21 protein-coding genes are annotated in these 23,003 nt (G+C 69.8%); 14 read left to right on the top strand and 7 right to left on the bottom strand.

The annotated features are described in order from the left end of the window. Positions 1-75 precede the first annotated feature (75 nt). The 5 genes from AC3AP7_RS23055 (at position 76) to AC3AP7_RS23035 (ending at position 4,153) form a co-directional block, all read left to right on the top strand. On the top strand, positions 76-909 hold the full coding sequence (locus AC3AP7_RS23055) for a universal stress protein (protein WP_487364851.1): 834 nt from the start codon (positions 76-78) through the stop codon (positions 907-909). A gap of 47 nt (positions 910-956) precedes the next feature. After that, positions 957-1,370: a response regulator transcription factor gene (locus tag AC3AP7_RS23050; RefSeq protein WP_487364850.1), complete on the top strand. Its 414-nt coding sequence runs from the start codon at positions 957-959 to the stop codon at positions 1,368-1,370. Positions 1,371-1,565: 195 nt separating this feature from the next. Beyond that, positions 1,566-1,937 carry a DUF3564 family protein gene (locus tag AC3AP7_RS23045; RefSeq protein WP_487364849.1) on the top strand — a complete coding sequence of 124 codons (372 nt, stop codon included), beginning with the start codon at positions 1,566-1,568 and terminating at the stop codon, positions 1,935-1,937. 325 nt (positions 1,938-2,262) lie between these two features. After that, positions 2,263-2,931, top strand: coding sequence for a nitroreductase family protein (locus tag AC3AP7_RS23040; RefSeq protein WP_487364848.1), 669 nt, complete (start codon positions 2,263-2,265; stop codon positions 2,929-2,931). A 139-nt stretch (positions 2,932-3,070) separates the two neighbouring features. Then, the gene (locus AC3AP7_RS23035; protein WP_487364847.1) at positions 3,071-4,153 is read left to right on the top strand and encodes a CorA family divalent cation transporter; all 1,083 of its coding nucleotides are present in this window, start codon (positions 3,071-3,073) and stop codon (positions 4,151-4,153) included. Between the two features lie 21 nt (positions 4,154-4,174). On the opposite strand, the gene AC3AP7_RS23030 is transcribed toward AC3AP7_RS23035, so the two are convergent. Together AC3AP7_RS23030 and uraH are read right to left on the bottom strand one after the other, a co-directional pair. After that, the gene (locus AC3AP7_RS23030; protein WP_487364846.1) at positions 4,175-4,366 is read right to left on the bottom strand and encodes a hypothetical protein; all 192 of its coding nucleotides are present in this window, start codon (positions 4,364-4,366) and stop codon (positions 4,175-4,177) included. A gap of 347 nt (positions 4,367-4,713) precedes the next feature. After that, the gene (gene uraH, locus AC3AP7_RS23025) at positions 4,714-5,139 is read right to left on the bottom strand and encodes a hydroxyisourate hydrolase (protein ID WP_487364845.1); all 426 of its coding nucleotides are present in this window, start codon (positions 5,137-5,139) and stop codon (positions 4,714-4,716) included. Positions 5,140-5,712: 573 nt separating this feature from the next. Here uraH and AC3AP7_RS23020 point away from each other — a divergent pair. The 4 genes from AC3AP7_RS23020 to AC3AP7_RS23005 are packed head-to-tail and all read left to right on the top strand — an operon-like array spanning position 5,713 to position 10,298. Then, complete coding sequence (locus AC3AP7_RS23020) at positions 5,713-7,410, top strand: methyl-accepting chemotaxis protein (protein WP_487364844.1); 1,698 nt, start codon at positions 5,713-5,715, stop codon at positions 7,408-7,410. 13 nt (positions 7,411-7,423) lie between these two features. Then, positions 7,424-8,263, top strand: a complete 840-nt coding sequence (locus AC3AP7_RS23015) for a CheR family methyltransferase (RefSeq protein WP_487364843.1) — start codon at positions 7,424-7,426, stop codon at positions 8,261-8,263. After that, positions 8,260-8,736: a chemotaxis protein CheD gene (locus AC3AP7_RS23010; protein WP_487364842.1), complete on the top strand. Its 477-nt coding sequence runs from the start codon at positions 8,260-8,262 to the stop codon at positions 8,734-8,736. Before AC3AP7_RS23015 ends, AC3AP7_RS23010 begins: the two co-directional genes overlap by 4 nt. Positions 8,737-8,750: 14 nt before the next feature. Continuing rightward, positions 8,751-10,298 (top strand): chemotaxis protein CheW, encoded by a 1,548-nt coding sequence (locus AC3AP7_RS23005; RefSeq protein WP_487364841.1) that lies wholly within the window; start codon positions 8,751-8,753, stop codon positions 10,296-10,298. A gap of 27 nt (positions 10,299-10,325) precedes the next feature. Here AC3AP7_RS23005 and ftsH read toward each other — a convergent pair whose 3' ends face one another. After that, positions 10,326-12,470, bottom strand: coding sequence for an ATP-dependent zinc metalloprotease FtsH (gene ftsH, locus AC3AP7_RS23000; protein WP_487364840.1), 2,145 nt, complete (start codon positions 12,468-12,470; stop codon positions 10,326-10,328). Positions 12,471-12,692: 222 nt separating this feature from the next. Here ftsH and AC3AP7_RS22995 point away from each other — a divergent pair, with 222 nt between their 5' ends. The 4 genes from AC3AP7_RS22995 to AC3AP7_RS22980 all read left to right on the top strand — a co-directional run bounded on the left by AC3AP7_RS22995 (position 12,693) and on the right by AC3AP7_RS22980 (position 17,199). Further along, entirely contained in the window at positions 12,693-14,120 is a 1,428-nt protein-coding gene (locus tag AC3AP7_RS22995; RefSeq protein WP_487364839.1) for an MBL fold metallo-hydrolase RNA specificity domain-containing protein, read from the top strand. 285 nt (positions 14,121-14,405) lie between these two features. Continuing rightward, positions 14,406-15,188 (top strand): helix-turn-helix domain-containing protein, encoded by a 783-nt coding sequence (locus AC3AP7_RS22990; protein ID WP_487364838.1) that lies wholly within the window; start codon positions 14,406-14,408, stop codon positions 15,186-15,188. 242 nt (positions 15,189-15,430) lie between these two features. Continuing rightward, a complete protein-coding gene (locus AC3AP7_RS22985; RefSeq protein ID WP_487364837.1) occupies positions 15,431-16,462 on the top strand; it encodes an Acg family FMN-binding oxidoreductase in 1,032 nt (343 codons plus the stop codon). Positions 16,463-16,905: 443 nt separating this feature from the next. Further along, the gene (locus AC3AP7_RS22980; protein ID WP_487364836.1) at positions 16,906-17,199 is read left to right on the top strand and encodes a c-type cytochrome; all 294 of its coding nucleotides are present in this window, start codon (positions 16,906-16,908) and stop codon (positions 17,197-17,199) included. Positions 17,200-17,272: 73 nt separating this feature from the next. Here AC3AP7_RS22980 and AC3AP7_RS22975 read toward each other — a convergent pair whose 3' ends face one another. The 3 genes from AC3AP7_RS22975 to AC3AP7_RS22965 all read right to left on the bottom strand — a co-directional run bounded on the left by AC3AP7_RS22975 (position 17,273) and on the right by AC3AP7_RS22965 (position 20,119). Next, positions 17,273-17,581, bottom strand: a complete 309-nt coding sequence (locus AC3AP7_RS22975; RefSeq protein ID WP_487364987.1) for a hypothetical protein — start codon at positions 17,579-17,581, stop codon at positions 17,273-17,275. A 396-nt stretch (positions 17,582-17,977) separates the two neighbouring features. Beyond that, complete coding sequence (locus AC3AP7_RS22970; protein ID WP_487364835.1) at positions 17,978-18,580, bottom strand: CBS domain-containing protein; 603 nt, start codon at positions 18,578-18,580, stop codon at positions 17,978-17,980. Between the two features lie 462 nt (positions 18,581-19,042). Next, the gene (locus AC3AP7_RS22965) at positions 19,043-20,119 is read right to left on the bottom strand and encodes a J domain-containing protein (protein WP_487364834.1); all 1,077 of its coding nucleotides are present in this window, start codon (positions 20,117-20,119) and stop codon (positions 19,043-19,045) included. Positions 20,120-20,258: 139 nt separating this feature from the next. Between AC3AP7_RS22965 and AC3AP7_RS22960 the strand changes: the two genes are divergently transcribed. Beyond that, complete coding sequence (locus AC3AP7_RS22960; protein WP_487364833.1) at positions 20,259-22,202, top strand: putative bifunctional diguanylate cyclase/phosphodiesterase; 1,944 nt, start codon at positions 20,259-20,261, stop codon at positions 22,200-22,202. Between the two features lie 35 nt (positions 22,203-22,237). Here the strand turns inward: AC3AP7_RS22960 and AC3AP7_RS22955 are convergent, their stop codons facing one another. Further along, positions 22,238-22,975: a GntR family transcriptional regulator gene (locus AC3AP7_RS22955; RefSeq protein ID WP_487364832.1), complete on the bottom strand. Its 738-nt coding sequence runs from the start codon at positions 22,973-22,975 to the stop codon at positions 22,238-22,240. Positions 22,976-23,003: the final 28 nt, after the last annotated feature.

Here is a 23,003-nt window from a genome sequence, read left to right as displayed (position 1 = left end):
CCCCTACACTGCTTTTCACGTACCGGCGCCGCCGGTTGCGCGCGTCGCTCGCGCGCGTCTCCTGGGACTCTCGCCATGCGCTACAAAAGCCTCCTCGTTCATCTCGACACCAGCGCGCGCACGCCCGTGCGCCTCGAAACCGCGCTGGCGCTCGCGCGGCGTTTCGACGCGCATCTGGACGGCCTCTTTTCGGTGTTCATGCCGCAGCCTTACAGCTTCTATGAATCGACCGGCACGGCGGCATGGTTCGACGCGCGGCGGCGCGAGCGCGAGCAGCATCGCGCATCGGTCGAGCGCCTCTATGCCGCCGAATGCCTGCGCGCGGGCGTGAACGGCAACTGGTTCGCCGCCGACGGCGATCCGAACGTCGACGTGCCGCGGCGTGCGCGCTGCGCCGATCTGGTCGTCGCCGGACAGGCGGATGCGACGGACCCGGACGGCTTCATTGCCGAGCACTTCGTCGAAAACCTCGTGCTGTCGGCGGGGCGGCCGGTGCTGCTGCTGCCGTATGCCGGGCACTTTCCCGCGCTCGGCACGCGCATCCTCGCCGCATGGGACGGCAGCCGCGAAGCGGCGCGCGCGGTGCACGACGCGCTGCCGTTCATCGCCACCGCGCAGCAGACCACCGTGCTCACGATCGACGCGCAAGGCGCCGATACCGGCGACAGCGCGCGCGCGTCCGGCACCGACATCGCCCTCGCGCTCGCGCGCCATCGCGCAAACGTCAAGGTCGAGCACACGGTCGGCGCATCGCCGGGCGACGCCCTGCTGTCGTACGCGAACGACCTGCAATGCGACCTGATCGTGATGGGCGTCTACGGCCATTCGCGCTGGCGCGAACTGGTGATGGGCGGCGCGTCGCGCACGATCCTGCAGTCGATGACGGTGCCCGTGCTGATGGCGCACTGATATGGCTCGCCCCGCGCGCCCCCTTCGCTCGACATGATCCGTCCGACATGACCTTGCGCGTGTTTCTGGTCGACGATGCCGCGCCGGTCAGGCGGCGCATTGCGCTGCTGCTCGCGGATATCGCGGGCGTCACGATCGTCGGCGAGGCCGAAGACGGCGAGAGCGCGCTTGTGGCGCTGCTGCGCGACCCGGTGGACGTCGCGCTGATCGACCTGCAGCTCGCGGCCGGTCATGGCCTCGATGTGATCGCCGCGTTGCGCGCCGCGCGCCCGCGGGTCGTCGTGATCGTGCTGACGAACCATTCGGCCCCGGCGTTCGAGACCGCCTGCCGCCTCGCTGGCGCGCACCATTTCTTCGACAAGACCGACGACTACCTGAACGTTCGCCGCACCGTCGCGGCGCTCGCGGCACGCGCGCCGGCCGGCGGCCCGGCCGGCGCCGGCCAGGGAGGTGCGCGCTGATGTTTGTCCGCTGATGTTTGTCCGCTGATGTTTGTCCGCTGAAGTACGCCTTGACGTCGGCCTTGATGTACGCCTTGATGTACGCCTTGATGTACGCCTTGACGTGCATCAATACGCGCGTGACTGCGTGCGCGATCCTGATAGCGGCGCTCCGCGGCTGCGTCGCGGAGCGCCGGAATCGGCACAGGAGGCGCAATGCGCATCACCGTACACCTCGACACGTTCGCGCACAGCGCACCCGCAACCTACGCGATCCTGTGGCTCGACCGGGACGCAGGCAAATGGTCTCGCGAGGGACACGCTGGCCTCCCGCTTCCCGCCTGGGGACCGCTCGTGCTGACGCCCGGGCGCACCGCCATCGGCACGCCCGGCGCCAGCGCGCCCTGCTGCATGCTGGAAGGACTCGACCTCACCGCAACGGATGGCCCGTATGAAGGCGAAACCGGCGTCGCGCTCTGGCTGCGCGACCCGCTCGCCGCGCCGGTGCACGGGCAGTGGCACGTGCAATGGGTCGATCCGGACGAGGCCACGCCGGAGCACAGCGTATTCGCCGACGACGAAACGTAACGCGACCGGACGCACATCCGCCGTTCGTCTCCGCCGGCGGCGACCTCCTGCCGCTTGCCGCCGTTTGCCATCGTTTGCCGCGGCTTGCCGCCGTTTGCCGCAACCTCCTGCCGCTTGCTGCCGCTTGCTACCGCTTTCCATCGTTTGCCGCCGCTGGCCGTCGCCTTCCGCCGCCTTCCATCGCTTGCGCTCCCGCTTGCGCGCCCACTTTCACCCCGGCCGCAGCCGGACGCGGCGTTGATCAGGATCAACGCGCACCGCCGGCAGGCCGTTATCGTGAATCCGACCACATGCATGCCTCGCTTCGATCCAGACGGAGTTCCCTATGAGCACCACGGAGTTGCTGACCTACGCCCCCGCCCCCGCGAGCGCGCCCGCGCCGACGCGCGGCGAAGCGCCCTCCACGATCCCGCTGCCGCGGCCCGATCTGGGCGCGGCCGGCTCGTTGATGGCCGCGCTGTCACTGCGCGCCAGCACGCGCGAATTTGCCGACGCACCCCTCACCACGCAGATGCTCGGCGCGCTGCTGTGGGCCGCCGACGGCGTCAACCGCGACCTCACCGGCGGACGCACGGCGCCGTCCGCGCATGGACGTCACGAGATCGACATTCATGTCGCACTGCCCTACGGCGTCTATCGCTACGACGCGCCGCACCACCGGCTCGTGCTGACGCGCGCGGTCGATGCGCGCAACCTCACCGGCTACCAGGACTTCGTCGGTGCGGCACCGCTCGATCTGGTCTATGTCGTGCGCGCGTCGACGCTGCTGGATGCGCCGCCGCAGCAGCGCGAACTGCTCGCCGCGATCGCCGCCGGCGCAATCTCGCAGAATGTTTCGTTGTACTGTGCATCGGTCGGGCTCGGCACTGTCGTGCGCGGCTGGATCAATCACCGGCTGCTGGCCGACGCGCTCAGCCTGAACGAAGACGAACTGCCGATCCTCGCGCAGACGGTGGGCCGGCGCATCAGCGCGCTGAACACGCTCGATGGCTGACGCCGCCGCGCGGCGCGCCGGTCGTCGCACCGCTCTGCCCCGCCGCCGGGCGCCCCCCGGCGCGGACGCCGCCGCGCAGCGCAGCGCGTCGCGCCCGCCGGGCGCACACGCGGGGGCGCCCGGCGCCGCACGCGACACCGTGCCGGCAGGACAGACGCCCGACCCGCAGCGCCACGCGCCGCAAAGGACGCCCGGTGAGCACGCCCCCGCGTCCGCGTCATCGCCCGGCGGCGTGGCGGCCGGCGATGACGCGCCGGGCCATGCGTTTCTGTTTCGCACCGGCGGCGCCTGCCGCGAGATCAGCTTCGGCGCTGCGATCGAGTGGCTGCAGCGCGGCGACGACAAACGCGAATTCCTGTGGCTGCATTTTCATGACACCGCGCGCGTGCTGCAGGACTGGCCGATGCGCCTGCTGCAGTTGCCGCATCTGTTCACGGATACGCTCGACGGCGGCTCGCGTTCGACGCGCGTCGCCTACGACAACCACGGCCTGATCGCGGTCATCAACGACGTCGACTACGACTTCGCGCGCACCGAGCCGCTCGCCGTCGCGACGCTGTGGCTTTACGCGGGCGGCCGCTTCCTGCTGAGCGTGCGCAGCCTCGCGCTGCGCTCGGTGGCCCGGCTGCGCAACGAACTCCGCTCGGGCACCACGTATGAAAGCCCGCTCGCGCTGCTGATCCATCTGCTGCGCGAGCAGCGCGACACGCTGGCCGATATTGCCCGCGATGCCGCGCAGCGCTCGAATCAGGTCGAAACGACGCTGCGGGCGAACCGGCTGCCGGCCCGCGCGCAACTGGGCAGCATCCGCCGCGATCTGGTGCGTCTGCGCCGGCTGCTCGCACCCGAGCCGGCCGCGCTGTTCCGGCTCGTGAGCCGGCCGCCGCGCTGGATGCGCGACGAGGATGCGCAGGCGCTGCGCCAGGCGGCCGAAGCGTTCGCGCTGACGGTGCGCGACATCGACGGCCTGCAGCAGCACATCGCACTGCTCGAAGAGGAGATTGCGGCGCGCGTCGGCGAACATACGAACCGCAACGTGCTGATCCTGACCGCCGCGACCGTCATCGCGCTGCCGGTCAACCTGATCTCGGGACTGTTCGGCATGAACATCGGCGGCATGCCGCTTCGCTACGACGCGCACGGCTTCGCGCTTGCGCTGCTGCTCTCGATGACCCTGACCGCGCTCTGCACCGCGCTGGTGTTGCGGCTGTGGCGCGCCTGACGGCGCCTCGCGCGGCGCGCGCTACGCGCCCTTCGATGCCGCAATGCAGCGTACCCGCACGGCCCGCAAGCGCGGCGCACTGACTGACCGCACCGCGCGCAGCGCACGCGCCTTGTAGCCGGCCGGAACCGCATCGACGAACGGAATGCCGCATACGCGCGACACGGCCAGCGTCGGGCCGTCGACGCCGTGGACCCGCACGACGGCCAGCACGGCGGCGGCATTCCCCGGCAGCGCGTCCGCCAGCGCGATACCGAGGCCTTCGGCATTGGCGGCGTCGGCCCCCGCTGCGAGCGCGGGGCCAGCGCGATCCAGTCGGTCTGCCCGGAGCCGATCTTCGCGAACAGCGCGTCGGCGTCGCGCTCGTCGCGCGCGGCGAAGAACCCCTGTGCGCCGTCGCGCGCCGGTGCCGCGCGTACTTCAGCGGGCGTGCCGGGTGCCGCCGCGAATGCGGCGGGAGCAGCCACGCGGACCCGGCACGGCCGCCCAGGCGCCAGCTGAAACTCCACGAACCCGGCGCGGCTGCCGCCGCCCTGAAGCGCGCCCTGAAGCGCGCCCAGTCAGTTGCCGCGATAAGTCGAGTAGCCGTAAGGGCTCAGCAACAGCGGAATATGGTAGTGCTGCGCCGTGTTATCCACCTTGAACGGAACCTCGACCTCCGGAAAAAAGGTCGACTGGTTCAGTCGGGCAAAGTAATCGCCGGTGCGGAACACGACGCGGTAGACCCCGATACTGAAGTGTTCTTTGTCGGGAAACAGTTCACGAATGCGGCCCTGCTCATCGGTTACGCCCGACGCGAGCTCATGCCACCCGCTTGACGTCTTTTTCTCCAGATCGACCGTCACACCCGGCGTTGGCCGCCCGGTCTGCAGATCGAGAATATGCACGCTCAACGGATTGTCCGCTGCAAAGGCGACGCCGCTGGCGACGAGCGTAAGGCAGGCGGCGAAGATCGTACGAGAAACGGCCTGAATGAATTTAAGCATCCTAATCTTTCTCCAAAGCGCTTTCTGCAAAGCGACGCAAGCCGGCAGGCTAACCTCGTCGCGGCGTGCCGTCAATGATACGGGTACCCCTGCGCAGGCGCGCAGTCCGACGCGCGAGCCCATTGCGTCGGTCCGTATTGATACAGAGCCGACTCTCATCGGTGAGGCCGACAAGCACCTGCCCGACGGTTGTCGGCAACGCGGTTACCCGAACCGCATCCGGGTACGTCCGGTGAATCGGCATCGCCCGCGAGACAGCACGACCGGGATCCCTCCCGCGCTTCCTTCAAGCCACTCAGTTCAACGTCGCCACACCTTTAAAAGTCATACCAATTCCCCTCTACCCGCATCGAAAGAAAAAGAAATACCGATCAGGGCAAATCCGATATAAACCTTGCATCATTTTGGCCGATATACCGGAAGCGGCATGCTAAGCGCATTCGATTGAGGCAGCCGCGGTTTTACCTACAACATAACCCTGAGAGCCACGCCGCACGGTGTGTCGCGGACGACACGAGCGTGCATGCGTGAACCATGCAGCAACCATCACGTCAGCTCAACGAGGAGAGCACCGTGGAACATTCGACGCCCGAGCGCCAGCTGGAACTCCACGAACTCAGCGCGGTTACCGCCGCCCTGAACCGCGTCCAGGCGGTCATCGAGTTCGACCTGCAAGGCATCATCCTTCACGCCAACGACAACTTTCTCCGAACGCTCGGCTACACGCTCGACGAGGTGCGCGGCCGGCATCACCGGATCTTCTGCGACGCCGAATACGCGCAAACCCCCGCCTACCGCCAGTTCTGGGAAAAGCTCGGCCGCGGCGAGTTCGATCAGGGCGAGTACCGCCGCCTCGCAAAGGACGGCCGCGAAATCTGGATCAACGCGTCGTACAACCCGGTGTTCGACACCGACGGCAAGCCGTACAAGGTCATCAAGTTCGCCACCGACATCACCGCCGCGCGCCAGCAGAACGCCGAGTACGAAGGCAAGGTGCGCGCGGTCGACCGCGCGCAGGCGGTCATCGAGTTCGATCTCGGCGGCCACGTGCTGAGCGCCAACCAGAATTTCCTCGACACGCTCGGCTACCGGCTCGACGAGATCCAGGGCCGGCATCACCGGATGTTCTGCGACGAGGCGCACGCCGCCAGCCCCGAGTACCGCGAGTTCTGGGCGCGGCTAAACCGCGGCGAGTTCGACGCCGGGCGCTACAGGCGCATCGCGAAGGGCGGCCGCACCGTCTGGATCCAGGCCACCTACAACCCGATCTTCGACGGCAGCGGCCGGCTGCACAAGGTCATCAAGTTCGCCACCGACGTCACCGCCCAGGTCGAGCTCGAAGAGCAGGTGCGCCGCCGCGCGGACGACGACCGGCGCAAGGTCGCGCTGCTGCTCGAAGTGGTCAGCAAGGCCGCCGCCGGCGATCTGACCGGCGGCGTCGCGGTGGCCGGCGACGAGCCGATCGACCAGCTCGCCGGCGGCATCCGCGCGATGATGGACGATCTGCGCAACGTGATCGGCAAGGTGGTCGAATCGTCCGGCAGCTTCTCGGCGTCCTCGCAGGACATCGCCGGCCGCGCGAACACGGTGGCAAGCGGCGCGCAACTGCTCGGCGCGACCGTCGAGGAGATGAACGCGTCGATCGAGGAACTCACCGCGTCGATCAACTCGATCGCCGACAACTCGCGCAGCGCCGACCATCTCGCGAAGGACACGCAGCAGGAAGCCGAGCGCGGCGCGAAGGCGATCGCGCGCTCGATCGACGCGATGGAGCAGATCAACCGCTCCTCCGAGGACATCGGCGAGATCGTCAAGGTAATCGGCGAGATCGCGAGCCAGACCAACCTGCTCGCGTTCAACGCGGCCATCGAGGCCGCGCGCGCCGGCGAGCACGGGCTCGGCTTCTCGGTGGTGGCCGACGAGGTGCGCAAGCTCGCGGAGCGCTCGTCGCAGGCGACCAAGGAAATCTCGAAGCTGATCGGCGAATCGGTCAAGCGCGTCGCCCAGGGCAGCGAAATCTCGAAGCAGGCGGGCGAGGCGTTCGACCGCATCGTCGTCGGCGTAAGCCGCACGACGCAGGCGATCTCGGAGATCTCGTGCGGCGCCGACGAGCAGCTGATCGCCGCGCGCGAGGTCAGCACCGCGATCCAGCAGGTCGCCGAGGAGACCGAGAAATCGGCCGCCGCATGCGACACGATCGCGCGTTCGAGCACGACGCTGCTGCAGGGCGCGCAGACGCTCGACCAGACTGTCACGCGTTTCGTGGTCTGACGCGGGAGGCCCCGTGGAGGCAGACCGCGAAGACCGCGACGTCGATCCGGCGACGCGCCGCGCGCTGTTCGACCAGGTGCGCCGGCATACCGGCATCGTGATGACCGAGCGCAAGTGGACCATGCTCGAAGGCCGCCTGCGCCGGCGCGTGCGCGAGCTCGCGCTCGACGGCTATCGCGACTATCTGGGCGTGCTGCAGGCGCGGCCGGGCGAGGTGCAGGATTTCATCGATCTCGTCACGACCAACGAGACCACGTTCTTTCGCACGCCGCGCATCTGGGAATACTTCGCGCAGCAGTTCCTGCCGCGCTGGTTCGACGCGCATCCCGACACGCCGCTGCGGATCTGGTCCGCGGCGGCCTCCAGCGGCGAGGAAGCGTACACGGCGGCGATGCTGTGCGAGGAGTTCCGCGCGCGGCACCCGGCGCTGCGCTACCGGATCGTCGGGACGGACATCGCCGATGCGATCCTGCGCAAGGCGAGCGCTGCGCACTACCGCGGCCGCAGCATCGAGCTGCTGCGGCAGACGCACCCCGCGCTCGTCGAGCGCTATTTCAGCGCGGTGGACGACGGCTACACGGTGCACCCCGCGCTGCGCGCCAATGTGACGTTCCGCCGTCACAACCTGCACGAGCCGCCCGGCGACATCGGGCCGGCCGACGTGACGCTGCTGCGCAACGTGCTGATCTACTTCGACGCCGACGGCCAGCTCGCGGTGCTCAACCACGCGCGGCGCGCGATGGCGCCGGGCGGCGTGCTGATCGTCGGCGAGTCGGAGTCGCTCAGCCGCTTCGAGCTCGGCTTCGAGTTCGAACAGCCGCTCATCTACCGCAATCCGCCGGGGGCCGCATGAACGCGCCGCGCGAAATCCAGGTGCACATGGGGCAGCTCGCGCTCGGCAGCGACGCGGACGTGCTGCGCGCGACGCTCGGCTCGTGCGTCGGCATCGGGCTGCTATGGCGCGAGCGTGCCCTCTACGGGCTCGCGCACTGCCTGCTGCCCGACGCGCCGCAGCGCGCGGGCGCGTCGGCCGCGAAGTACGTGACCGACGCGGTGCCGGCGCTGCTCGCGCTGATGCAGGTGCCGCACGCGGCGCACCACGCGCTCGAAGCGGTGCTCGCGGGCGGCGCGAACATGGTCCACTACCCGCGCCGGCCGCTGCACGCGCCGATCGGCGAGCAGAACGTGCAAACCGCGCGGCGGCTGCTCGACGCGCTCGGCGTGCGCGTGATCCATCAGGACGTCGGCGGCGAATGCGGCCGGCAGATATGGATCGACTGCGCGCAGCACGCGTTCACCGTCAAGACGATTGGCCGCCCTCTTTGAACGGGATACCTGACATGTCCACCGAAATCGCCTCTTCAGGCGCCGGCGCAACCGAGCTGTTCGGCTCGTTCCACCTCGGCGCAACCGAGCTCGCGCTGCCGGTCGCCGCGCTGCAGGAAGTCGTCGCCTATCCGGCGGCCGTGACGCCGGTGCCGCTCGCGCCGGCCCATCTGCTCGGCCTGTTCAACCTGCGCGGCACGCTGATTCCGATCCTCGATCTGCGCGCGCTGCTGCACCTCGCGCAGGATGCGCTCCCCGCGACAGGCAAGATCGCGATCGTCGAGCTCGGCGAGCTGCGCGTCGGGCTGCTGTTCGACGCGACCGGCGAGATCCTGCGCGTGCCGGCCGCGCAGCGCGTCGCGTTCGAGCAGCCCGACGCGACGCCGCCGGTGATCTGCGGCGCGCTCAAGCTCGACGGCGGCGAGCGCATCCTGCAGATTCTTTCGGCGGCCGCGTTGCTCGGGCTGCCGGATGTGCCGCAGCTGCATCATCGCGCGACGCGCGAACGGCGCGCGCAGCAGGCGCAGCGTCGCCAGACGGTTGCGTTTCGCGTGGCCGGCGCGCATCTGGCGCTGCCGATGGCGGCCATCCGCGAGATCATCCGCGTGCCGGCGATGCATGCGTCGCCGCTCGCCGACCCGGTCTGCACCGGCATGCTGAACCTGCGCGGCACCACGGTGCCGGTGATCGATTTCGTCCGCTTCATGGGGCTCGCGGACGACGCGGGCGACGCGGGCGACACCTCGTCGCCGGGCAGCGCCGACGAGCGGCGCATCGTCGTGCTGAACCTGCCGGACATGCTGCTCGGGCTGCTGGTCGACGAAGTACGCAGCATCGTTGCGTACCGCGACGACGAACTGCTCGCGATGCCCGCATACAGTCGCCGGCACGTCGCGCTGTTCGCGGGATGCCTCGGCAGCGAAGGCCACGACAGCATGATCCTGCTGAACCCGGACGCGCTCGCGACGCACGAGCGGCTCGCGGCAATCGCGCGCGGACACCGCGAGCTGTACCGCGAACGCGGCACGGAGGCGGACGCCGCCCGCGCGCGCAGCGGCGGCAGGCGCGAGACGTATGTGACGTTCCGGCTCGGCCAGCTGCTGGGCGTGCGCATCGGCCAGTTGCGCGAGGTGATCGACTACAGCGACGCGATCGTCGTCACGCCGGGCGCGCCCGGCTTCATCCGCGGGGTGCTGCAGGTGCGCCGCGAACTGCTGACGGTGATCGACGTGCGTGCGATGTACGGCATGGCGCCATACGAGGATCTGACCCGCGCGAAGATTCTGGTGGTCGATTACGGCGGCGACAAGTACGGGCTGATCGTCGATGCGGTGGACAACATCGTGACGCTCGACAGCGCGCGCCGCATCGCGGTGCCCGCGCTGCTCACGCGCCAGTCGGGCACCGACTGGGGCAACGGCATGACCGAGGCGATCGAGCTGCCCGGTCGCGGCACGCTGATGCTGATCGACCCGGCCGCGCTGTGCGAGCGGGCCGCCGCACACGAAGCGGACCTCGCGCACGCGGCGGCCGCGGTGGTCGAACGCGTTGCCGTGGCGTAGGCGCAGGGGCGCGCGGCGCCGGCTGCGCTAGCCGCGCCACGGGACGCGAGCGGTGAGCGCCGGTTGCGGCTTGGTGGGCTTGGGTGTGGCGGTTTCTGCGGTTTCTGCGGTTTCTGCGGTTTCTGCGGTTTCTGCGGTTTCTGCGGTTTCTGCGGTTTCTGCGGTTTCTGCGGTTTCTGCGGTTTCTGCGGTTTCTGCGGTTGCAGTCGCTGCGGTCGCTGCGGTCGCTGCAGTCGTTTCCGCCAACGCGGCCATCCCGTGACGAGCGGCCGGCTCCACCGCGCCGGCACGCCCGCCGCCCTCAGTCTCCGGCCCCCCCGCGCCGCCGGTGTCAGCGCCCGCGAACAGCGTCTGCAGCGCATCGTGATCGAGCACCTCGTGCTCCAGCAGACGCCGCGCGATCGCGTCGAGCAACGCGCGCCGCTCGGCCAGCGTGCGCGCGACGCGGTCGTGCGCGTCGGCGAGCAGCCGCCGCACCTCCTCGTCGATCAGTTGCGCGGTGCGCGCGCCGCAGCGCGGCCGGGCGCCATCGGGCAGCCAGAGCGCGGCGCCCGGGCCGTCGGCGTCGCCGACGCTCGCGAGCCCGAGCCGCGCGCTCATCCCGTAGCGCATCACCATGTGCCGCGCCATCGCGGTCGCGCGTTCGAAGTCGTTTTCCGCGCCGGTCGACACGTCGCCGAACGCGATCTCCTCGGCCACGCGGCCGCCGAGCAGCGCGTCGAGCCGGTCGAGCAGCTCGCTTTCGCGCAGCACGTAGCGGTCCTCGGTCGGCACCTGCTGGGTGTAGCCGAGCGCGGCGACGCCGCGCGGAATGATCGACACCTTCTTCACCGGATCGCAATGCGCGCGGCTTTGCGCGACGAGCGCGTGACCCGCCTCGTGATAGGCGATCGTCACCTTCTCCTGCTCGTTCATCACGCGGCTCTTGCGCTCCATGCCGGTCATCGCGCGGTCGATCGCCTCGTCGAAGTCGCTCATGTCGACCGCCGGCTTGTTCGCCTCGGCCGCGCGCAGCGCGGCCTCGTTGACCACGTTGGCGAGATCCGCGCCGACGAAGCCCGGCGTGCGCGCCGCGAGCTCGCCCAGATCGACGTCGTCCGCCATCGTCACGTGCCGCGTGTGCACCGCGAGAATCTGGCGGCGCCCGTTCAGGTCCGGGCGGTCGATCGCGATGTGCCGGTCGAAGCGGCCGGGCCGCAGCAACGCCGGATCGAGAATCTCGGGCCGGTTGGTAGCCGCCATGATGATCACGCCGGAGTTCGGCTGGAAGCCGTCCATCTCGACGAGCAGCTGGTTGAGCGTCTGCTCGCGCTCGTCGTTGCCCGACGCGACGCCGGCGCCGCGCACCTTGCCGAGCGCGTCGAGTTCGTCGATGAAGACGATGCACGGCGCCTTCTGCTGCGCCTGGCCAAACAGATCGCGCACCCGCGCCGCGCCCACGCCGACGAACATCTCGACGAACGCCGAGCCGCTGATCGAGAAGAACGGCACCTGCGCTTCGCCGGCCACCGCCTTCGCGAGCAGCGTCTTGCCGGTGCCCGGCGCGCCGACGATCAGCACGCCCTTCGGGATCTTGCCGCCCAGCCGCCGGTAGCGCGCCGAGTCGCGCAGGAACGCGACGATCTGCTGCAGCTCCGCTTTCGCCTCGTCGATGCCGGCGATATCGTCGAACGTGATGCCGGTCGCGCTCTGCAGATAGACGCGCGCCTTGCTGCGGCCCATCCCGGTGAAGTCCTGCAGCCCGCCCGCGCGGCGCGCGAGCACGCTCCACAGCAGCGCGAGGCCGGCGAGCGGCAGCGCCCACGACAGCAGCGCATCGCCCCAGTTGCCGTCGAGCGCGCCGCGATAGCGAATGTGGTGCGCGCGCAGCGTATCGAGCAGATGCGGGTCGGCAATGCGGATCGTCGAGAACGGCCACGGCTCGCCGCTCTGGCGAATCGCGTCCGCTTCGGACGCGGGCAGCTGGCTCGCCGCCGCCGGCATGCGCAGCGTGCCGCTCACGCGGGTCGGCGTCACGTCGAGGCTGTCGACATCGCCGGCCGCGACGAGCCGCTCGAAGTCGCTGTAGTCGATCGACGTGGCCGGCGCCTTCAGCGCGAGCACCTGCAGGACCAGCAGTACCGCGAAGACCAGCATCGCGATGAAGCCGGCGTTGTCGAATTTGCGCTCCATGCGGGCCACCGTGGTCGATCCGTGCGCGAACCGCGCCGCGCTCAGGCCCTAGCATCCCGCGCCGCCGCGCCGCGCGGCTTGACTTCGATCAAGCGCGGCGCCTCCCGATCCGGCGCGCGCGCAAGATCGTCCGGCGCGTTGCCTGATCCACGTCAACGGCTGGCCGCGCCGATGCGCTGCAATGAGCACATGGCGACGTGATGCCCCACCGGCGAGGCTGCGATGAAACTGACCTTTCTCGGCGCGACCGAGACCGTGACCGGCTCGAAATATCTGCTGGAAGGCGCGGGACTGCGCGTGCTGGTCGACTGCGGACTGTTCCAGGGCACCCGCAACCTGCGCGAGCGCAACTGGAACCCGTTGCCGGCCGCGCCCGACACGCTCGACGCGGTGATCCTCACGCATGCGCACATCGATCACAGCGGCTACCTGCCGGTGCTCGCGCGCGCCGGCTTCCGCGGCCCCGTGTACTGCACGCACGGCACGGCCGAGCTGTGCGACATCCTGCTGCGCGACAGCGCGCGGCTGCAGGAGGAGGAAGCGGAATTCGCGAACCGGCACGGCTATTCGAAGCATCACCCGGCCGAGCCGCTCTATACGCTCGACGATGCGCAGCGCGCGCTGCAGCTGCTCGTGCCGCAGCCGTTCGACACCCCGGTGCCGCTGAACAGCGAGGTCGTATTCCGCTTCCTGCCGTCGGGCCACATCCTCGGGGCCGCGTCGGTGCTCGTCTGCTGGCGTCATACGCTGCTCGCGTTTTCCGGCGATCTCGGACGCGCCGACGATCCGATCATGCGCGCGCCGCGCGCGCTCACGCATGCCGACTACGTGGTGGTGGAATCGACCTACGGCGACCGCCTGCACGACACGTCGAACCCCGAAGATCAGCTGAAAGCGGTGTTCGACCCGACCTTCGCGCGCGGCGGCGTGGTCGTGATGCCGTGCTTCGCGGTCGGGCGCGCGCAGGCGGTGCTGTACTACATCGCGAAGCTGAAGGAAACCGGCCGCATGCCCGACGTGCCGGTCTATCTGGACAGCCCGATGGCCACCCGCGTCACCGAACTCTACCGGCGTCATCTGAACGAACACCGGCTGACGATCGCGCAGGCGCACGCCATGGACAAGGCAGCGATCTTCGTGCGCAGCGTCGAGCAGTCGAAGGCGATCGCCGCGCAGCACGGACCCCGGGTCATCATCGCCGGCAGCGGCATGGCGACCGGCGGGCGGGTGCTGCACCATCTGGGCCTGTACGCGCCGGATCCCCGCAATACGATCGTGCTGGTCGGCTTCCAGGCCGCCGGCACGCGCGGCGCGGCCATCGCCGCGCACGCGGCGGCCATCAAGATCCACGGCGCGTATGTGCCGGTGCGGGCGCAGGTCGCGGAAATCTCGTCGCTCTCCGCGCACGCGGACTACCCGGAGACGCTGCGCTGGCTCGCGGCGATGCGCGACCCGCCGGCGCGCACCTTCGTCACGCACGGCGAGCCGGCTGCCGCCGATGCACTGCGCCGGCGCATCGTCGAGACCCTCGGCTGGCGCTGCGAGGTGCCGCTTTATCAGCAGAGCGTCGAGCTGGCCGAGCGGCCGGCATCGACGGCCATGCCGAACCATGCCGGGCCGCCCGGGGAATCCGCGCCGGCCCTCGCCTGACCCGGCGCGCGACACGTGCGCATATCGGTGAGTAGGAATTGTCCTACATCGCATCCCGATCGCCTACGAAATCTTCAAGCATCGCCGATTTGCTTCCGATCCCGCGCACACGATACTGACGCTCAAGGAACCCCGCCGGCGCGGCCGGCCGAGGGCTCCCACCCCGGGCGCGCGAGCACTTCGCCGCGGCGCCGCCGGCGCGCCGCGACCGACGGCGGCCGGCGGCGACCCGCACGCTGGCCCGGCTGTCTCGACCTCCGACCCGAGCATGCGCAGGAGCTGATCATGTACGCCTCTTCCGTTCGCGACACCGGCGTGGCCGCCCCGCTGACCCAGGCGCCGCGCGACGTCCCCGCCGGCGCGTCCGCCGACACGCTCAAGCGCCCCGCCGCGCGCTGCTCCGCGTGCTCGATGCGCGCGGTCTGCATGCCGCCCGACCTGTCGCCCGCCGAGCTGGCGCGACTCGACACGACGATCTGCGCGAGCCGGGCGGTCAAGCGCGGCGAAACGCTGTACCGCACCCACGACACGTTCCAGAGCATCTACGCCGTGCGGGTCGGCTCGTTCAAGACGGTCGTCATGCACCGCGACGGGCGCGAGCAGATCACCGGCTTCCAGATCGCCGGCGACGCGCTCGGGCTCGACGCGGTCTGCAGCGGCTATCACAACTGCGACGCCATCGCGCTCGAAGACAGCACCGTCTGCATCATTCCGTTCAGCCAGCTGGAGACGCTGTGCCGGGAAATCCGGCCGATGCAGCACCACGTGCACCAGATGATGAGCCGCGAGATCGTGCGCGAATCGAGCCTGATGATGCTGCTCGGCACGATGACCGCCGAGCAGCGCGTCGCGATGTTCCTGCTGAACCTGTCGCGGCGCTTCAAGGCGCTCGGCTACTCGGCCGCCGAGTTCAACCTGCGCATGACGCGCGAGGAAATCGGCTGCTATCTCGGCATGAAGCTCGAAACGGTGAGCCGGATGTTCTCGAAGTTCCAGCGCGACAAGCTGGTCGACGCGCGCGGCAAGCAGATCCGCATCCTCGACCCCGACGGGCTCGCGCAGGTCTGAACGCCGGATGCCGCGCGGCATCCGTGCGGCGCGGCGGCCCCGCTGCCGCACGCCCGTTGATTTCGGTCAACCCGCGCGCCGCCCGGCGCGGCACGATGGCAAGCGGGCCCCGGTCGGGTCGCACCGGGTCGTACCGGGTCGCTCCGGGTCGCTCCGGGTCGCTCCGGGTCGTACCGGGTCGCCAGGGTCCACGCCGGCCGGCGTTGTTGCGCGGCCGCACCGAGAGCAACCGGAGACAGCCGATGAACGACGCCTCGCGCCCCACCGCATGGGATCTCGCCGCCACCCGCCCCGCGCCGGCGGCCGGCCTCGAAGCGCAGCTGCGCTACGCGCTGCGCTGCGCGATCCTCGCGCCGTCCAGCCACAACAGCCAGCCGTGGCGCTTCCTGTTCGAGCGCGACGCGGTGACGCTCTGCGCGGACCGGCTGCGCGCGCTGCCGGTCATCGACCCGTTCGACCGGGAGCTGATCATCAGTTGCGGCGCGGCGCTGTTCAACCTGCGCGTCGCGCTCGCGCATCTCGGGCTCGCCTACGCGATCCGGCTGTTTCCTGCCAACGCGGATCCGGACGTGATCGCGCATGTGCGCGTGCTGCCCGAAGGCTTCCGCGATGCATCGATCGCGCCGTTGTTCGACGCGATCGCGCAGCGCGTGACGACGCGCACGGCGTTCGCCGCCGGGCCGCTCGATGCGGCGCTCGTCGCGCAACTCGTGGAAGCCGGCGAAACCGAAGGCGTGCAGGTGAGCGGCATCGCAGCGCCGGCGCAGCGCGCGCACGTCGCCGAGCTGATCGCCGAGGCCGACCGGCAGCAGTTCGGCGATCCGCGCTTTCGCCGCGAACTCGCCAACTGGATTCATCCGCGCCGCAGCAGCGACGGCATGCCCGCCTACGCCGCCGGACTGCCGGCGCTGCTCGACTTCGCGACGCCGCTGCTGGCGTCGGCGTTGCGCACGTTCGATGTCGGCGACGGCGTCGCGGCCGCGCATCAGCGGCTCGCGCAGGGCTCGCCGCTGTTCGTCGCGATCGCGACCGGCACCGACGACCGCTTCGCGTGGCTCGCCGCCGGCCAGGCGCTGGAGCGGCTGCTGCTCGTCGCGACCCGCGCGGGCCTGAGTGCGTCCTACCTGAACCAGCCGATCGAGATCGATGCGCTGCGCGAACGGCTGCGCGCGCTGGTCGGCGGCGCGACGTATCCACAACTGCTGCTGCGGGTCGGCCGGGGGTCGGCGGCGCCGCATGCGCCGCGCCGCCCGCTGCAGGAGGTCGTGACGTGAGGTCCGGCAGGCACGGCGGCGGCGCTGCGCCTGCGCTGCCGGGTGCGCGCGCCTCGTGCTTTTTGCGCGGTTCGCGGGTGTTGCCTGGGTTGCCTGGGTTGCCTGGGTTGCCTGGGTTGGCTGGGTTCGCGAACTCGCCTGCGCTGCCTCGGTTGGCGAGCTTGCCTGCGCTGCCTCGGTTGGCGAGCTTGCCTGCGCTGCCTCGGTTCGCGAACTTGCCTGCGCTGCCTGGGTTCGCGGACTTGCCTGCGCTGCCTGGGTTCACGAACTTGCCTGCGCTGCCCCGGTTCGCGAACTTGCCTGTGCTGCCCAGGTTGGCGAACTTGCCTGCCTTGCCCGCCACGTATGCGTTGCCTGCTACGCCTGCCGATTCGCCTGCCTCGCCCGCCACCCTCGCCTCGCCCGGCAGACGCCCCCTGCTCCCCGCGTCCCTTGCGCTCCTTGTGCTGGGCGCCGCCGGCGCGCATGCGCAGGCTCCGCAGCCCGACGAACTGCTCGCGCAGCATCACTGCACGTACTGCCATGCGGCGCAGACGCCTTCGCTCGCGCCGCCGTTCGACCGGATCGCGGCACGCTACCGCCATGTGCCGGACGCCGCCGCGCGCATCGAGCACGTCCTGCGGGCAGGCGGCCCGAATCATTGGGGCGACCTGCCGATGCCGCCCCCCGAGGATCGCGGCGGCCCCCTCACGGCCGTCGAAGCCCGCGTGCTCGCCGAATGGGTGCTGCGCCAGTAGAGCATCCGGGCGGACGCGGCCGCGCGTACCCCGCGATACGCGCGCGTCACGCGCCTCGCCCCGGTCAGCGGTATCAGTGACGCGTGTCGGCCGCGCGGCGATACATGTCGAGCAGCTCACACTCCGCGCGGTCGAACGCGTCGCGCACCGCATCCTCCGGCGTCGACGACGTGCAATGCGGCAGCGGACGCAATTCGCTCGCGCCGATCACGAGATCGAGGCGCGCGTCGTACATCGCAATGCCGAGCGCGCCCTTCATTGCCTCGATCGCCAGATGACAGCCCGAAACCAGCGGCGAGAAGCGCTCGATACGCACAAGCTGCGCGGCGGCCTCGGCTTCGAGCGAGGGCGAGCCCGCAAAACCGAGGTAAGCGATCTGCATGCTGACGCCCATCTCCCCCTCCCGAGCGGGCCCGCGTGCGCGCAGTCCGTAGCGTCAGTCGACGCCGGATCGGGCGGCCAGGGCCACGGCTGTCGGTACATCATGGGGGCTGCAGCGGGCCACGCGTTGACATGTGTCAAGCGAGACCACGAGATACCGCGTGCGCAGCAAGTGCAGCAAGTGCAGCAAGTGCAGCAAGGGCGGGAGAGCGCCATGCCAGGAACAAGGTGTCAGGAACAGGATGCCGCGAAACGCGGCGCGGCTCACGCATGCCGCGACGGCGCGGCACGGCCCGCGATCGAGAGAGCATGCCGGCGAATGCGCTGCGCGCCGCGCCACGCCGCCGGCGTATCGCCGGCCAATGCGCGACGCGCGATGCGATGCGACGCCGCGCGGTCACGCGAAACGCCGGCCCGTCATCGCGAAGAAGATATCGGCTTCCGTCACCATGCCGACCACGTGACTGTGCTGATCGAGCACCGGCAGATTGCGCACGCCGCGCGCGCGGAACAGCTCGATGACGTGCGTCAGCGGATCCTCGGCGCAGATCGCGTCGAAGTCCGTCGACATGACCGAGAACACCGGATGATAGGGAGAAATTTTCTTCGGAGGCCGAACTGTCCGGGCATACGGGCAGTGCGCATAGATCACCGGCTCGTGTATCAGCTCGCGGCGCGTCACGATGCCCGCAACGTCCGCATACGGGCTCAGCACCGGCAGGACGTCGAGATGGTGGCGGTGCAGCAGATCGAGCGCGACGCCGATCGAGGTGTCGTGGCGCACGGTGGCGAGCGGCCGGCTCATCACGTCGCCGCACGTCAGCGCGCGCAGTTCGTGCGTGCCTTCATGGCGGCGAATGTCGTCGAGAAACGCGTCGAGTCCGACGCCGGCCCGCTGCAGCTGGGCCCGATAGACGGCGATGCAAGGGCCGCCGTCGCGATGCCGGTCCCGCGAATACACCGAATGAAGCCAATGATTCAGCGCAGTATAGAGTGACATCGTGTCATTCCCCCCTGCATTGCCCGAGCGCCATTCCAGGTGCTGCTACCGCCATGTCGTCAGCCTGACACCGACTTTACAGGATGATGACTGTTTACTCCGATAAATCCAAGTGAGGGTTTATGCGGGGGTTTTTATATTTTCACGGACTTTTTCTGAGGATTGCCAGGCGGGTTTGTGCCCTGCGCAACGGCGTTTTCGTTCCGGAAAACGACTGCCGTAAAAGGCCGGCTTTAAAGCTCCTTTAAATAGCATCTGAATCGCGCTGCAATGCGGCATTTTCGTCGTATTTTAGGCATGCTTTTTGTCCCGATTAGCATGACTTTATTTTCTCCGCACGCCGCTTTTTGCGCTTCTTTTAAATCGCTTGTTAATGCGAAAATCCTCCCGGCCGGGCGAGCGGCGCTCGTCCGTTCGCGCTCCTGAACGCCGGCGCCGCGATGCGGTCACGCCGCGCTTCGGTCACGGCGCTTCGGTCACGCGTCCGGCCACCGTCCTCGGGCTGGCGGACAGCGGCGCCGCTGCGTGCGGGCCGTCCGGGGCGCGCGCGCGGGGCGCCGCCGCGGGCGCCGTCCCCCAGAGCTGCGCGGCAAGCGCGCGCGTCGCGGTGTCCATGGCCGCGTCGACGCGCGACTGCACCGTCACGACCCGCCAGATCGCACCGTCGATGTCGCGCAGCTCGACGTGCACGTGCACCGCCGGATCGGACACGAGGCGCCCGTACGCCGACCACGTCGGATGACCATCGACGGTATCGCGCTCGCCGGGCGCGTCGAGCCGCATCGCCTGCGCGTTGTGACGCAGATACGCCGGAATGTAGCGCGCCAGCCCGAATGGCGGCGCGGGTTCGCGCGCAAGCACGACCGCGGCGGCCCCGGCGCGATCGGTGAACGTATCGATCGGCTCGCCGGCCGCATCCGTGCGGTGCGTATGCTGCCAGCGGCCGTCAATGCGAAGGGTCGCCTGCGTGAGCGGATCGATCCACGCGTACGGCGCGGGCGGCGCATACGGCGCGGGCGGCAGGCCCGGCGCCGCCGCGCGTGGCGCATCCGGACGAACCGGGCGCCCCGGCCCCGCGAGGTTCGCGACCAGCAGCACGCAGGCGGCCGCGAAGCACAGCAGCGCGGCGGCGAACAGGCCGCGGTGCAGCGCGCGGCGACGCGCTGCGCGCTGCACCGCGCCCGTCGCCGGGGCCCACCCGTGCTGCGTCGCAGCGTCGTCGAAAGCACGCGCGTCGACGCCCGGCGCCGCCCCGTCGGCCGTCCATGCGGCCTCGGACGGCACGCCCCACGCGTACGCGTGATCGTCGCCGGCGGCCCGTTCGCGCTCGTGATCACGGAGTTCGCGGTCGTAGGCGGCGCGGCGCTGCGGATCGCCCAGCACCGCGTACGCCTCGTTGACGAGCCGCATGATGCGCGGCGCATCCGGGCTGCGGTTGCGATCCGGGTGGTAGCGCTGGCTCAGCGCCTTGTAGGCCGCACGGATCACATCCGGCGGGGCGCTGCGCGAGACCTTCAGGTTGTCGTAGTGCGTATGCATCGGGGATATCCGGCGCGGCGGCGGGTCGCTGTGCCGGATATCGGCACGCACAGACCGAACTTTATCGCGATGCCGCTCAAGATACGCGCGCGGGTGCCGTTACACAGCGTTACGTCCAATTTTCAGCCCAGGGGCATCGATGGTCTCGCTCGCCCGCCTCAAGGAGTCCTTTGCCGTCGACGTCAGCGACCCGGCGCTGGTGCGCTCGCAGTTGCAGGCGTTCAGCCGGCACGTGCCGCTCGTCTATGCGATCCTGATCGTCAACACGGCGGCGGTGGCGATTACGCACGTGCGTTTCGCGCCCGCGTGGGTCGCGATCGACCTGCCGGCCGTGCTGTGCGCGCTCGCGCTGCTGCGCTGCGTCGTCTGGTGGCAGCGCCGCCACGACAGCTTTCCGCCGCAGCGCGCAGTGCAAAAGCTGCGCCGCACGCTGTGGCTCGCGACCGTCTTCGGGCTGCTGTTCACCGCCTGGTCGGTGCTGCTGTTCCGCTATGGCCCCGCTTACGAGAAGGCCCAGGTCGCGTTCTACATGGCGACCACGGTGGTCGCGTGCGTGTTCGGGCTGATGCACGTGCGCGCCGCCGCGCTGCTGCTGCTCGCGATCGTGATCGGCTCGTTCACCGCGAGCCTGCTCGCCGAGGGCCGCGAGGTGTTCGTCGCGATGGCGATCGACATGCTGTTCGTCGGCTGCGCGCTCGCGTTCATCGTGCATCTGTACTCGCGCAGCTTCGACCAGCTGATCCACTCGCAGCGGGAGTTGCAGGCCAATCAGGCGGTCGCGCAGAAGCTGAACGACGAGAACTTCCGCCTCGCGAACATCGACAGCCTGACCGGCCTGCCGAACCGCCGCAGCTTCTTTTCGTCGCTCGGCGCGCTCGCCGAGCAGGACGGCGACGGACCGGCGCAGTTCCAGATGGGCCTGATCGACCTCGACGGCTTCAAGCAGATCAACGACATCTACGGCCATTCGAGCGGCGATCTGGTGCTGCGCGAGGTCGGCGCGCGCCTGCTTGCGCTCGCGGATCCGACGCTGTTCTTCGCCCGTCTCGGCGGCGACGAGTTCGGCGTGATCGTGCAGCGGCGGCTCGACGAGGCCGAGCTGCTGCGGCTCGGCGAGACGATCTGCACGCGCCTGAGCGCCCCGTACCCGCTCGGCGACCACACGGCGGAGCTGTCGGGGACGGTCGGCTGGGCCGGCTTGCCGCCCGCGCGGGTCGGCGTCGCCGACCTGTTCGAGCGCGCCGATACCGCGCTTTACGTCGGCAAGGGCAGCCAGCGCGGCGCGGCGGTGGTGTTTTCCGCCGAGCACGAACACCAGGTGCGGCGCGCGAGCCTCGTCGCGCAGGAACTGCGGGCCGCGCATCTGGACGACGAGCTGTACCTGATGTTCCAGCCGATCTGCGACGCGCAGCGCAACGGCGTGGTCGGCTACGAGGCACTGGGCCGCTGGCGCAGTCCGAAGCTCGGCGAGGTGAGCCCGGAGGAATTCATCCGCATCGCGGAGCGCACGGACCTGATCCGCGGCGTGACCGACGCGCTGCTGCGCAAGGCGCTCGCCGAAGCGGCGAAGTGGCCCGCCGACGTCTATCTGTCGTTCAACCTGTCGGCGCTCGACATCGCTTCGGTCACGCGTGCGCAGCGGCTGCTCGACCTCGTCTTCGCGAGCGCGATGCCGCCCGCGCGCGTGCACTTCGAGATCACCGAGACCGCCCTCACGCGCGACTTCCGCCAGGCGCGCGCGTCGCTCGCGCTGATCAAGCAGGCAGGCTGCCGCGTCTGGCTCGACGATTTCGGCACCGGCTATTCGAGCCTGAGCCACGTGCACCGGCTGCCGTTCGACGCGCTGAAGATCGACCGCAGCTTCGTCGCCGATATCGACACCGATCTCGCGTCCGCGAAGATCGTCAAGTCGGTGCTGGATCTGTGCCGCAATCTCGGCCTTGCGTGCATCGTCGAGGGGGTGGAGACCGGCGCGCAGCGCGAAGTGCTGGCCGCGCTCGGCGGGCGCGTGATGCAGGGCTACCTGTTCGGCCGCCCCGCGCCCGCGGACACGCTGGGGTTCGCCGTGGCGAGCGCGGGCTGAACCGCGCGGCGCCCGGGTTGCCGCGTGCGCGGCGCTCAGGACACGAACGGCAGCTTCTGGTCGCGCGCCGCCGCGAGCATCGAAAGCGTGATCTTGCGCACTTCGAGCTTGCTCTGCGTGATATGCGCGCGCAGCAGGATCGTCGCCTCGGCCTGCTTGCCGCGCTCGATCAGGTGCAGCATCGTGGCGTGCTCGTCGTAGGTCGCGCTCGTGCGGTGCGGCTTCAGGAAGTCGAGCCGGCGCACGATGCGGATGCGCTCGGTCACCTCGTTATGCACCCGCAACATTTCGCCGTTGCCGGACGCCGCGACCAGTTGCCGGTGAAACTGCTCGTCCATCCCGAACATCGCGACCGGATCGCTTTCGCGCGCCTGCGGCGCGACGCACCAGACCGCCTTCAGCGCGTCCAGCGCCGCGTGCGGCGCGTTGCCGCCCGCGACCCGTTCGAGCGATGCGAGCTCCAGCACGATGCGCAGATCGTAGAGCTGGTCGAGCTGCTCGAAGTTGATTGGCGCGACTTTCCAGCCGCGCCGGAAGCCGACTTCGAGGTAGCCTTCGCGCTGCAGCCGGAACAGTCCGTCGCGCATCGGCGTACGCGACACCCCGTAATGCTGCGCGATGTCGCTCTCCGAGAAGCGGTCGCCCGGGAACAGACGAAAACTGAAGATGTCGTTCTTCAACTGCTGATAGACCTGCTCGGCCAGCGGGTTCGCCCCGCTTGCGGCAAAACCCGCGCCGCCCGGCTTGACGTCGATCGCATCCGTTTCACTCATCTTGCCGGCTCTCCGCAGTCATATGCGT

It is taken from the genome of Paraburkholderia sp. PAMB 6770, assembly GCF_057748135.1.
Note: the sequence above shows the minus strand (reverse complement) of the source record. Positions and strands in the feature narration are given on the sequence as shown.